Raw genomic sequence first — 13040 nt, forward strand, 5'->3', positions numbered from 1 at the left:
GTGCTTCCGGCACAGAAAAAGCATCATCAAACACCACCAACTGCACCTGCGGCGAATCTCCCGACAGATGCTCAAAGCGCCACGCCAAGCCTTCTTCGTGCATTAAGCGCACTAAAAAATCAAAGTCGGACTCTCGGTATTGCAGGCAATAAGAGCGGGGCGCGTGCTGGCCAGATAGCTTGAAATCCAGCGTCTGCACCGCAGCAAACACCGAGTTTTTAGCTTGATGCTCACTTAAAACCTGTTTAATGATGTCGGGCACGCTTATGTCTTGAAACACGCGTGAAGTACGGCGGTGGCGCAGTAAGGCAAACGGCGGTTCGGCAATCAGCACATAGCGGGCAAAGCCGCCATCTGAGCCAATCAGCTGCACCTCTGTAATCACCCCACAGCGCTCAATCTCACTACCCGACGCATCAGCCACCGATAACACCAGCGGCAAGCCCAATAGCGATTTAAGCTCTAGGGCTGCATCGGCAGATAAACACTCAATTTGATAGCGGTAAGCTTGGCTAATCCCTTCCGAGCCAAGCACCCGCTGTGGTAATAGCTGCCCGCCCCATGCTGATCCATCGCCTAATTGTAAAGAGATTAATCGCTGATCCTGATTAAACGCAGCGGCAAAGCTGCTCAGTATTTGTGACAAAGGCATGGGGGAAATCATTAGCAGTCCAAATCAAGCGAGTGAATGGCGAAAATTAAAGAAAGATTAGTTGCCGATCTCAACGCGTACAGCGTGTTCCGCGTCTTCGGTATTAAAGCGGCGGCTCAGTTTCTTTTTAGAGATACCTTGTTTAACCAGGAACTTCTCTACACTGACAGCACGTGCCAGTGCGGCAGACTTGGCATTACCGATGTCTTTTTTGTAGCAATAGCCACGCAACGTAATCGCTTTGGCATCTTTTAATTTAGGCAAAAGGCTCAAGAGCTGTGCCTCATGCTCAGGAGTCAGCTTGGCGGACATTTTGTCAAACTTTAAAAAAGCCGGATCAGCAACGACTTGTGCGGCGGCTGCGGCAGCCGTTTCTGCAGCTTTAGTTGCTGTTGATGTGGCCGCTACTGGCGCATTTTTCCAAGAAGTTGTCGCAGGCGTGGCACTTTGTACGCTTGGATTTTCAGCGCATCCTGTTACACCAGCGGCAATTACAAGTAATGCAGCACAAACAAATCCTGAACGTTTCATTATTAAATCCCTTTTTTTAAAACAACTGATCTGCCTTGCAGCAGATCAGTTTGCTACTTATTGCTCATCACCCGAATGGTGATAGTTAAATCACTTAAGCAATCGTTTTGTTAGCTGTCAGATCCCAACCAGAGCTGACGTTACCGCCACCAGCGCCATCAGTGCGTTTTTGTTGAGTGTAAGTCCACTTGATTTTGCCGTAGCTGAAGCTAACTGTTTCGCTAGGGAAACCTTCATCATTAGCTGAACCATGTGGCTCTGCCTTAGAAATCAAAACTTGTTCCATTTTGATTTCCATGTACTTCACTTTGTCGCCACCGGAACGGCACAGTTCGATAGTAATATCTTTGATGTGCTTACCGGTGCAGCATGCTTCGTAGATCTTTGGGCTGGCTTTATCCAAGAAGTGAGTAATAACGTACTGAGCGTGGTTTACACGTTCAGCAGTTGCACCGCCGGCAGAGCTGGCAGTAGCCTGAGCTGGCTGCTCAATTTTGTGTGAGAAAGATTGGATTTCAATCCAGTCTTTATGCTTGTCATCTGTTGATTCGCCAGGGATACCATCAATTTTCAAGAATGCATCAAAAGCCATAATTCAGAACTCCTTTAGTTAAAAAATTTACTGCTACGCTTCACTGCATCAACGGGTTGGCTTAGGTAGCTCAGCCACTAGACGCAAGGAAATTGTGAGCTCATCGAGCTGAAAGTGTGGACGCAAAAACGCGGCTGCACGGTAAACGCCTGGCTTGCCAGGTACTTCAACCACATCAACCCGCGCTTCACGCAATGGGTATTTCGCCTTGGCTTCTTGGCTGGCGGAATCATCAAGCAACACATACTGGGCAAGCCATGTGTTCAAGAAATCCTGCACATTTTGACGTGAAGCAAAGCTACCAATCTTGTCGCGCATAATCGACTTCATATAATGCGCAATACGAGAAACCGAGAAAATATAAGGAAGCTGAGTCGATAAACGCGCATTCGCGTTGGCTGAATCAGTGTTATAGCTTTTCGCTTTTTGTGAAGACTGGCCGCTGAAAAACGCCGCGTAATCGGTGTTTTTGCAATGCACCAGCGAGATAAAGCCTAAGTCAGACAAAAGCTTTTCAGTACGGTCAGTCACGGCTACTTCGGTTGGGCATTTCAGTGCCACTTCGCCGTCATCTGTTTTAAAGGTATGCGCAGGCAAACCTTCCACCAAACCACCGCCTTCTACACCGCGAATCGCCGCCAGCCAGCCGTATTCAGCAAAGGCAGCAGTCAGGCGGGCAGCATAAGCGTAAGAGGCATTGGTCCACAGATATTTGCTGTGATCAGTGCCATCGACGTTTTCTTCAAAATCAAAGTCTTCAACTGGCACGGTATCGCGGCCATAAGGCAGGCGGCCCAGCACGTGCGGCAATACCATACCTACATAACGCGAATCATCAGACTCACGGAATGCCTTCCACTTGGTGTATTCAACGGTATCAAAAATCTTTGCCAGATCGCGTGGCTTGCCGATATCGGTAAAGCTTTCCAGACCAAATAAACCCGCACCGGCGGAAGTAATCAGTGGCGCGTGTGAGGCAGCGGCCACATGGGACAATTCTTCTAGCAGGTAGAAGTCTTCTGGATGGCGGCCAAATTCAAAATCGCCTACCAAGCCCGCATAAGGCGCGCCACCAAAGGTGCCGTATTCTTCTTCGTAAATCTTTTTAAACAAGGCACTTTGGTCAAACTCTGCCGACGCTTTAAAGTCTTTTAGCAGGTCTTTCTTAGACGCATTCAGCACCTTGATTTTGAGCATGGTGCTGGTTTCTGATTCAGCGGTCAGATACTTAAGGCCGCGCCATGAGGATTCCAGCTTCTGAAAATCAGCGTGGTGCATGATTTCATTCAGCTGTTCAGAAATCAGCGCATCAATTTCAGCAATACGCACGTCCATGCTGGCGCTTAAATCGCGCGAGATGGTGACCGTACCTGCCAACACCTGATCAACCAGCTCGCTGATTAGATCGCGGGTGCGATCTTTTTCTTGCTCATTGCTAGCAATCCGGCTGTTATCGATAATCGAGTCAAGTAGGCTGCTGGCCTCGCTATGCTCGGCAACGCCAGCTTCCTGCTTCTGTAGATCTGACATAACAATTACTCCTCTGCAGAGGCTGGTCTAGCCTGGCTAATTTGATTTAATTTTTCGGTATCTCGAACCACTTCATCCAGTAATTCTTCCAGCTTGTCATTACCCACTACCTTATTACGCAGATCAGAAAGCCTTCTGCGTGCATCTAGTAGTTTCTTTAATGGCTCAACTTGGTTTACTACGTTTTGCGGTTCAAAATCGGCCAGCGATTCAAAGCTCAGCGAAACCGACATTTGTGAATCGTCGTCTTTCAGCTTGTTGCTGACTTTCATTGCAAGGCTTGGCGCCATGCCTTTGAGTACATCGTCAAAATTATCGCGGTCAATTTGAATAAACTTGCGTTCTTTCAATTTGGCCTGCGGCGTATTGCCGGTGTAATCGCCCACTACGCCCAATACAAAGGGCAGCTCTTTGTTTTCAATTGCGTCGCCAATTTCAACGTCATAAGTGATCTGAACGCGAGGAGGACGAACGCGCGATAGTTTTTTCTGTGTACTTTCCTTGCCCATGGCCATTCCTAAATAAATTAATTACACAATTAAAACACGGAACTAACTTATTCCGTAAGTGATTTTAACGACAATTTCACGCAATTTTAATAATGACAATGTAGGGTCGCTTAATTGTCGGCCTAAAATATACGATGCCTCCGCATAGGACTGATGACTACGCCACGGAGATTGCAAATCACAAACATTAACCAGCTGAAGAGGGTCAATCGTCTGCCCCCACAGCATAGTCAATTGTTTATCAGTAAACGGATTTAATGCCAGCGCTAGGTAACGCATCCCAGACTGATCCACAAAAGCAAAGTGGATCTGATTCACCCCCTGCGCATGAATTGCAGCACGGCATAAAGACAACCAAACCGCCGCCCCTAGGATTTCTTCACCTGTGCCAGTTGGCAAAGGCAATAGAAACACTTGCGAAGCCATGCTGCCGCCATAACGACGCGCCAATTGCAGATAAAAAGCAAAGGCTAAGAGGGTAGATTCAAGATCACCCCTTTCGCATCGCTGCAATGCTTGTTCCAGCACGGTAGCGGGCGTATTGGCCATATGCCTTTCCAACAATTGTGCAGCAAGGCCTAAATCTGCAACGGCCCGGCTGCTAAACGACATCTGATCTTCCATAAACTGCCGGCAGGCAATCATTTCTACTGAGTTATCTGCCGCGCTTTTAAGCTGGTCTTTTAAACCAGAAAAAAACAGCTCATTTGCCAGTAAAAACTCAGCTTCATTGCCCGTCAGTACATCACTTGCAATGCATACACCCGCTACCAGCGGGTAATAGCGCACCGCCTCATCATGGCTAGGTAAAGCCACTCCCAGAAAAGCACCGCGTAAATCACGGCTATGAAACAAAAACTCACTGGCGGGGGCTTGCATATAAGCATCCTGCCAGTCGGGCTGTAAGGCCAGTGTTTTCAGACTATCTGCAAATTTCTGATCAATATCTAAAGCAACGGGATGCGTAGCATTGATACGAATAAAATCAGCCCGCCGTGGCAATTTGCCAAAAATAGCGAATTGCAGTGGCAAATCCTGAGCGCGTTTAAAATTATTTAGCATGGCACACCTTACATTGTCACACGGTCCGGCAACGAAAGCTTACGCAAACCCGACAACTGCAATGGGTTAACACCGCTGACGGCACGGAAATTAAAACGAACATATTCTGCTTCTCCAGCATCACCCTTGCGGATTTTCCAGCTCAGCGTTGCAGAGTCGCCGTCATGTTGTTCAAGCTGCGCCTGAGACAGTAAACGCATCCAGCCCATACGGCCCTGCTGATTACTAATCACGGCACTGGCCCCATTAAACGCAACCACTTGAATCCGTGCCCCCTGAGTATTGCCGTTACCTGGCCAGTTAAATGACTGCCATGGCTGCGGGCCGTTGCGATAACGCATTTCCTGCCCATCCACCTCCAACACAATTTCAGACAGGCCCGGCGTAGGAATAGGCTGCAATTCAAACTTAGCATTGGATGAATCCGCCAACTGGCTGGTAGCCAAGCTGCTTAAACGCCCCATACCAGAAAGAAATGCTGGATTAAAACGAATGCCTAAATTAGCCCAGGTACGTGGCGTTAAACTATCGCCCTTTTGTGTCACCAAGCCATTTAGATACTTTTCAGTAAACTTATCTAAAGTGCCCTCTTTGGGTTTAACAAATTTAGCGATATCGGCCATAGGCGCTTCATTGGCTGAATCACTGAACGGGTATTTAGCCGATAAGCTTTTCCATTGCCCGTACACTTCTCTTTGCCATGCCTGATTTAAGTCATTTTCAACCGGCCCCAGTAACACAGCGTAGGTCTGAATTAATGGGCGAACCAGCATTGGGCGGATCATTTCACGGGTTTCAGGAGTGAGCGCACTCAGTAGCGAGTTATCAACTTGTTGCAAGGTATCTGCCAGCTCTGAACCACTACCGTTTAAAGTAGCCTGCACCAGTGGGCGGGCTTGCGCGCCTGGCTCATCGCTACTGGCAATCTGATTCATCTTGCCTTTCAGTTTACCCAGCTGCTCAAGGTAAGCATTAATCGGCGCTGCGCCTGCTGAATCAACCTGCACAAGGCGAGTTATGCCAAGAAACTGCTTACCAACCTCACCCAGCTCCGCCGCATTCGCGGTAGCAGGCTGATTACTACCTTTTAATAGCGCAGTGGTTTTTTCTAGCACCGATTGCTTGGCGTTTTCTAGCTTGCGAGATAACTCTGAAGGGTTGTCCCATGCTGTTTCAAATGCAGCACGCGCCAGAATCAGCTTCACTGGTGAGTTCTGCATATCAGCCAGCTGCGCCACCGCATTACCTGCAAAAGCAATGTTGTTGAAATCACGAATCACGACGCCTTGCAGGAATTTCTTCCATTCAGCCGCGTACTCAACTCGGTACAGCGCTTCCAAATCACTGCGGTTTTTTTCGATATTGCCGTCTGTTCCTAGGTTATCTTGCACTGAAGAAGCCAGCACCCAGTCATCACTTTTAACTTCGCCCTTACTGGCTTCGTCAATCGCATTGCGAACAAACTTGTCCCAAGCTTCACGTGTAAAGGCACCGGCCACCATCTGGCTACCAGCAATCACGTCGCCATTTTTATTACTCAAAATACGTGGGACTGTCAGCGGTGCAAAACGCGTATTCGCACGCGCCTTAATTTCGTTATAAACCCGCTCAGTGGCGCTTAAACGCTTCAGCGATGCACGCAGCACTTCACGCGCAGCATTAACGGTTCTTTCATCGTTAGTAATCAAAGGCAGATCTGGCTCTTTAATCTGGCTCACATAAAAAGCCACTAATCGCTCTGCCGCAGCCATTACTTCTTCGTTGCTGCGATTACCGCGGTTAGCTTCCAGCCAGCTGCGCCAGTAACGTGGGATCTGATCGGTGAGGTGCGCTTCGTCCATACGGGCACGATCGTGCAACATCAGATAAGTCTTTAGCGCGTTATAACCCTGATCCAGCTTAGGTTGAGCATTGCCCGCAGGTGCTTCTGCCGTTTTTACGGCAAGAGCAGTTGCACGCTGAGGAATCTGCCACATACCCAATTGGATATTCGGCAAACCTTTTTTATGCGGTGCCGGAGCACGTTTTTTGACCGGCTCAGGAGCGGGTGTCGGAGCTGGCGTAGGCGCAGGAGTCGGGGTTGGCTCTGGTTTTTTCTCTACTTGCACAGGCGCGGCCGGAGCAGGAGTAGGTGCAGGCTCTGCTGGCTGATTAGATGCCAGTTGAGTCAGCGATGCTTCCAGATTGTTTTTAACCGGCACTAACATGGATTCTTGCAGGCCAGCAAAGTATTCCTTGCGCAGCGCCACTTCCAGCTCTTTACCCTGATAAAGGCCCAAACCAACTTGCCACGGATGGCCTTCTTTACGGTAAGACTGCAGCTCTTCAATGCGTTTTTGTAGCAGACCCAGCGCCATTAGCTTGTCGTACAGTAGACCTGACGACGCTAGTTTTTTGGCTGCAACGCGATCGCTCGCCACATTGGCCATTAATTTTTGGTTGCCGATATATGACCATGTCCAAAGCCCGGCGCAGAGTGCCAACGCAGACAGACCTGCCAACATGCCTACCAGACGCCAGCGGCTACCCGCCGGACGAGTCTGACGTGAAACCAAATGCTGGTCCGGAAAAACAACTTCTCTGAACAGATCACGCAGGAAATAACTGTAAGAGGCCGGCACTTGGCGGGCATCAAAGCCTGGGCGGCTTAGATCAAATTGTTTGGATACATGCGTTGCAGCCCCAATCCGAGGGATCCCTTCTTGCAATGCACTAGAGAAATAAAAGCCGCGCAGCAAAGGGCGTGCATGGTAAGGGTCTTCTTCTTGCAGCAGTTTTACAAACTTAGTAACAGCTTCTTTTAAGGCATGAAACTCAATCGGGAAAGCAAAGAAGGCAGGCTTGTTTAGATTGCCACGGTGCTCTGCCAACTTTTCTTCACCAATTTGCACAAGGCCACGGTACATGGCATCAAATTGCGTGCTCACCACTTGGCTGGCATCAAAACTTGCGCCTTGCTCAGCGCTCAGCGTTGCACCCCATACGCGGTGACGCTCTTCTTCTGGCATTTCTTCAAAAAACTGTGAAAATCCACCTAATAAATCAAGTTTGGTGAAAATCAGATAAATTGGCACTTGCAAGCCAAAGGTCGCTTCAATTTCATGGATGCGTTCACGAATTTGCTTTGCATAGAGCGCAAAACCTTCTGAATGATGCTGAGCCAATTCTGGCAAGCTGATCGTGACTAAAATCCCGTTAACAGGGGCTTTAGAACGATGACGCTTGAGCAATTTTAGAAATTCTAGCCACTCAACACGGTCTTCGGATTGCGTAGCGTAACGGCCAGCGGTATCCAGCAGCACGCCTTCGGTAGAGAAAAACCAATCACAATTACGGGTTCCACCCACGCCCTGCACACCCGCTTTATCGCTAAAGGGAAAAGTCAGGCCAGATTGTAAAATAGCCGAGCTTTTACCCGCCGCCGGATGGCCAATAATCATGTACCAAGGCAATTCATACAAAGCAGCATTGCCACGCGATTTGCCCATTTGCGATGTTTTTAGCGTATCAATCGCGCCCAGCATACGCTGGCGCAGCAGATTTACTTCAGCGCGTTTATCTACACTGGCACCAATCACCGCATCGTCAGCCTGCTTAAGCAGCATCTTTTCAATTAAGCCACCAGCCCGGTTAGCAATTATTTTGCCAACCATTAGGGTAAAGACCCAAAGCAACATCACAGCGAAGATCCAGCCAAAGCGGACTTCAGCCGTTTTCAGACCAAACCAAGGCCCTAAAAACCAGATCAAACCGATCAGGATCAAAAACCCGATGGCTGATGTGACTTTGGCGTTACGCAGCCAATGTTTCATGAAAATGAATCTCCATACCAATTGAAATCTTGCATTTACTTACTTCGCATCAAAGCAGCCAGCGAGCCTGCTTTTTCAATATGCCCATAGTCTTTAAATGACCAAACTCCGCCCCAAGTTAAACCTGCAGCAACCGCTTCTTCCCCAAGCGCCTGATAGGCCTCAAACGCCCACTTGTCGCGCTCAGAAATAATAATTTTTCCATCTTTCATGGGTGCCAAATCCACAGCTAAACCATATTGATGTTTGCTTTGTCCACCCTTAGCCTTGGTCACCACATTAACTTGCGTCGCCAAGCCATCTTGTCTTTCAGGGCTTCGATACCCTTCCAGTAAGGCCATCGGATAGCCACGCTCATTCATTTTTTTCATGACCAGTAGAACAACCTGAACAAAATGAGGATCTAACTTACTCCAATCACGGTCTGCTGTTGCGATACCAGGGCGGGCAGCAATCGCTGCAGCACTAATAAATACTTCTGGCGGCAAAGCAGGCGGAGGTTCAAGTTTTGCCTCGGTAAATGTCCCCTGTATATGAGCGACTTGGCTATATTCCTTAGGTAGGAAAGGTGCAATAACATGCAAAGAATTGAAATGCAGCGTAATCCCAACCACCAGCAAAACCAAAAACAAACTCGCCAAAGGCAACAGCATGCGTATTAATTTTTTACGCTCAAAAGAAGATGTTTTTATTGAAAAATCATCAACAGGAGGATTAGGTAAAATACTTACAACAGCTTTTCTCTTCTTTTTTGTTGTAGTCGCACAACCTAGGGCATTTACCTTATTTTCTTCAGAAACCTCTTTAACTCGAGGCACGTAGACGAAAAACCGCCATCCAACCCAAACCAAAGTAAAAAATATTGCCATTAAAATCAGGTAGATAGCCAACAAAACAATAACTCCAGATACTTACTAGCTCGTTATTCTACATTTAAGCAAGGCAAAAGCATAACCCATAAGTGAATTTTATCAAGCGGCCATATTCCCCATGCACTCGTGCATTTCTCGTGTTATATATCTCTACTTAAAATGTGGCGAGAGGCGAATTAACCGCTTCAGTATTTTAGCCAATTTCAAACGTTTTCTTAAAAAATACAAGCCATATGCAGATCAATTCAATCAAGAAACACGCCCAGCAATTTATGGCGATATCATGCGCACTCCTTCTTGGCGCGTGTGCCAGCAGCGGCCCCAAGCCATTTAAAATTCATGGCGAAGCGGATCCCTCCTTGAATAGAGACAGCAGTGGCAAACCTTTGTCATTGGTCCTACGCCTCTACCAGCTTAAAACTCCAGACGAATTTAACCGCCTGACTTTCGATTCGCTAGTCAGCGGCAAAACCGACGCAGAGCTACTTGGCACATCGATGCTATCGCATAATGAATTTATGCTACTGCCGGGCAAATCGCTGGGGTTTGACGACAAAATTGCCGAGGAAACTAAATACGTTGGTATTGTTGGTTTCTTTCGCAAGCCTGATCCGCAATTCTGGCGCGTCTTAGTGAGCGCTGAAGATATCCGCGATGCAAAAGAGCTGAGCTTTAAAGCCCAAGACTGCTTTTTGCAGGTGATTCAGCCAAAAACTCAGCTAATACCAGGCCAGCCTGCCGTGTTTAAAGCAGACTGCGGCTTTGCACTTAAGAAAGCAGCACCAAAAACTAAATAACACCCCCCTGTTATGACTAATAGCTTGCACTGCAGACGCTGGGGCGCTGCAGACGAGAGCCAAGCCGGAGTAATCATCAATGTTGAAAGCTAAACGCGTCTTATGGGGCGAAGGAATGTTCCTTCGCCCGCAGCATTTCCAGCAACAATCCTTACTGCAGGACTATCAGCAAGCAGAAACCCGCCAATTACTCAGCCGCCATAGCTGGGGCCTACAAAAGTTTCAGATCGACGAAGTAGCCCTAAGGGGTGGGCAGGTCAGGCTAGACTCGCTTTCGCTGCTATTTAGAGACGGTTGCTTATTTCAGGGGCCACAATGTGAGCCCCTCCCCCTCTCCCGAGATTTAAACGACATCCCAGGATTAGGCGTAAGCACCACGCTCTACGCTTGCTTGTCTGAGCTGCAGCCCTACGGCGGCAATACCCAAAACAATGACAATCAAGCATCACGCTCCACCCGCTTCAGAAACGCCAGCCACGGCGTGGCCGATTTATTTACCCAAGCATTAGAAGCCGACTTAACCACGCTGGAGCTGGATGTTCGCCTGATGGTGGATGAGGAAAACCGCGATGGCTATGAATCAGTCCCGCTAGGACGGCTATCCAAAGATGCAACTGGCCAGTGGTCGGTGAGCAAGGGCTTTTATCCACCCTCAATTACCGTGAGCGCTATTCCTGAGCTCAGCCAAAATCTGCGCCGCTTGCTGGATATTTTGCTGGTTAAAAGCCAAGCATTAGCAGGTGCTCACCGCGAGCGCGCTAAAAATGTCATGGAATACGGCACCACCGATATCGCCTCGTTTTGGCTACTGCATACGGTAAACCGCAACTTTGCCCGCATCAATCACTTGGTAAAGTGTGAGCCACTTCACCCTGAAGAGTTGTATCGCGCTCTAGCCGAGTTTTGTGGCGAATTACAGACATTTTCATCGGTTTACACACTGGCCGATATTCCCGTCTACAGTCATGAATCCTTGCATGATTCTTTGATTGTGCTGGATACACAAATCCGTGAATTGCTCGATACCGTGATTTCTGCGCGTTATGCAGTGATCCCGCTCACATCACCTAAACCGTCCTTCCATATTGGCCGACTAGAAAGCGATCGTTTCCTCGACAATGTGGACTTCTACCTATCGATCCAGAGCGAGCAGCCCGCTTCCGCCATTATCGAAACCGTGCCACTGAAATTCAAAATTGGCGCGCCCGATGATGTAGATAAGATTTTGAACTCGGCCATGCGCGGGGTCAGTATTTCATATGCAACACAAACGCCTTCTGCGATTCCGATCCGCGTAGGCAACCACTATTTTGCATTTGAGCCGCGTGGCGAGATTTATCAACGCATGCTGCAGTCGCGCAGTATTTGTATTTACATCCCGCAATCGCTATCTGATTTAAAACTTGAGCTAATTGCCGTATTTCGCTGAGATTAAACAATGAACCAAGCCACAACTACCGAAGCCCATCCACTGGCCGTTGCCAAACCGGCAGCGCCCAGCTTGCGCGAATTACTTGAAGATGGCGTTTATCTGCTGTTTTTACTGAAAGACGGCAATGCACCTAGTAGTGCTGCCGAATTTAACCGCCGTGTTGATCACTTTCTTGCCCAGTTTGAAAAAAACTCCCGTAACTTTAGCAAAGAAGTAGCCGGCATTACCGAGGCAAAATACGCATTTTGTGCGCTAATGGATGAGATTATTCTTTCATCAGAATTCAGCCTGCGCGAAGAATGGGAACGTATGCCGCTACAGCTGCGTATTTTTGGCGAGCATCTCGCGGGTGAAGGCTTTTTTGACCGCTTGGAAGTGCTGCGCCGCGATCCAAACAATAATTTTGAAGCGATGGAAGTATTCCATACCTGCCTACTATTGGGTTTTCAGGGTAAATATCTGCTGGAAGGCCAAGAAAAGCTGGGCTACTTAACCGCTCGTGTTGGTCAGGAAATTCAGCAGGTACGCGGCGGCAAGGCCGAATTTGCTCCTAACTGGAAGCTCCCACAGCGTTTTCAAGCCTTTGTAAGGCATGAATTACCGCTTTGGCTGTACTTTGCGCTACTGGCGCTGGTTGGCGCTGGGCTTTTCATTGCTTACCGCTTACTGCTGGCGCAGGAAATTAGCAAAGTTCTTGGCTAATGAGTACCCCTCGCCGTCAGACACTCACCCTGCCATCCGTGCTGGATCGTCTGCTAGACGATGAGCCCGATATCAGCCGCGCCTCTTCTGCCATGCTCTACGAGCTGCCGCAGTTTAGGCGGGCGCTGGCGCGTGATTTAGAGTCGCTACTAAACACCCGCATCATGGATATGCCCGAGTTATTTGAGCTCTACCCAATGGCCAGTGAATCCATGCTGCAATTTGGTATTCCTGATTTATCTGGCATTAGCCTGCTTAATCCGGATGACAGGGAAATGCTACGGGAACGCCTGCGCCGCGCCATTGAGCGGCATGAGCCAAGGCTGATTCGGGTACGTATCAGCCTTGACGCACCTAGAGAGCTAGAACGCCATCTGCGTTTTAGGGTAGATGCCGTTTTAAAAGTTCACCCGCATCGCCCGCCTGTGAGCTTTGATGCCACTTTGCAGCTTTCATCCAATGTTTACCGCATTCAAGATCGTTAAGGACTGCGCTGTGTTGAAAGCAGCGACTGACATTTGTGTTAGCTAGGGTCTGTTGTCATATTTA

12 protein-coding genes are annotated in these 13040 nt (G+C 48.5%); 4 read left to right on the plus strand and 8 right to left on the minus strand.

From position 1 onward, the window contains the following. The 8 genes from R6242_RS18000 to R6242_RS18035 all read right to left on the minus strand — a co-directional run. A partial coding sequence (locus R6242_RS18000; RefSeq protein ID WP_318429493.1) for a phage late control D family protein occupies positions 1 to 652 on the minus strand: 652 nt, incomplete at its 3' end. A 57-nt stretch (positions 653 to 709) separates the two neighbouring features. After that, a complete protein-coding gene (locus R6242_RS18005; protein ID WP_318429495.1) occupies positions 710 to 1183 on the minus strand; it encodes an OmpA family protein in 474 nt (157 codons plus the stop codon). Between the two features lie 94 nt (positions 1184 to 1277). Beyond that, a complete protein-coding gene (locus R6242_RS18010; protein ID WP_318429497.1) occupies positions 1278 to 1775 on the minus strand; it encodes a type VI secretion system tube protein Hcp in 498 nt (165 codons plus the stop codon). Positions 1776 to 1823: 48 nt separating this feature from the next. Continuing rightward, positions 1824 to 3305: a type VI secretion system contractile sheath large subunit gene (gene tssC, locus R6242_RS18015; protein WP_130104843.1), complete on the minus strand. Its 1482-nt coding sequence runs from the start codon at positions 3303 to 3305 to the stop codon at positions 1824 to 1826. A 5-nt stretch (positions 3306 to 3310) separates the two neighbouring features. After that, positions 3311 to 3814: a type VI secretion system contractile sheath small subunit gene (gene tssB / locus R6242_RS18020; protein WP_293933691.1), complete on the minus strand. Its 504-nt coding sequence runs from the start codon at positions 3812 to 3814 to the stop codon at positions 3311 to 3313. Between the two features lie 42 nt (positions 3815 to 3856). Beyond that, complete coding sequence (tagF, locus tag R6242_RS18025; RefSeq protein ID WP_318429501.1) at positions 3857 to 4876, minus strand: type VI secretion system-associated protein TagF; 1020 nt, start codon at positions 4874 to 4876, stop codon at positions 3857 to 3859. 8 nt (positions 4877 to 4884) lie between these two features. Continuing rightward, entirely contained in the window at positions 4885 to 8688 is a 3804-nt protein-coding gene (gene tssM, locus R6242_RS18030) for a type VI secretion system membrane subunit TssM (protein ID WP_318429503.1), read from the minus strand. A gap of 35 nt (positions 8689 to 8723) precedes the next feature. Next, entirely contained in the window at positions 8724 to 9581 is an 858-nt protein-coding gene (locus R6242_RS18035; RefSeq protein ID WP_318429505.1) for a M15 family metallopeptidase, read from the minus strand. Positions 9582 to 9793: 212 nt separating this feature from the next. Between R6242_RS18035 and tssJ the strand changes: the two genes are divergently transcribed. The 4 genes from tssJ (at position 9794) to tssE (ending at position 12976) form a co-directional block, all read left to right on the plus strand. Then, positions 9794 to 10357: a type VI secretion system lipoprotein TssJ gene (gene tssJ, locus R6242_RS18040; protein ID WP_318429507.1), complete on the plus strand. Its 564-nt coding sequence runs from the start codon at positions 9794 to 9796 to the stop codon at positions 10355 to 10357. A gap of 79 nt (positions 10358 to 10436) precedes the next feature. Beyond that, on the plus strand, positions 10437 to 11786 hold the full coding sequence (gene tssK, locus R6242_RS18045; protein WP_318429509.1) for a type VI secretion system baseplate subunit TssK: 1350 nt from the start codon (positions 10437 to 10439) through the stop codon (positions 11784 to 11786). 9 nt (positions 11787 to 11795) lie between these two features. Continuing rightward, positions 11796 to 12491, plus strand: coding sequence for a type IVB secretion system protein IcmH/DotU (gene icmH, locus R6242_RS18050; RefSeq protein WP_318429511.1), 696 nt, complete (start codon positions 11796 to 11798; stop codon positions 12489 to 12491). Next, positions 12491 to 12976: a type VI secretion system baseplate subunit TssE gene (tssE, locus tag R6242_RS18055; RefSeq protein WP_130104849.1), complete on the plus strand. Its 486-nt coding sequence runs from the start codon at positions 12491 to 12493 to the stop codon at positions 12974 to 12976. Before icmH ends, tssE begins: the two co-directional genes overlap by 1 nt. Positions 12977 to 13040: the final 64 nt, after the last annotated feature.

The sequence above is a fragment of the Iodobacter sp. CM08 genome (assembly GCF_033446605.1).
Taxonomy (GTDB): domain Bacteria; phylum Pseudomonadota; class Gammaproteobacteria; order Burkholderiales; family Chitinibacteraceae; genus Iodobacter.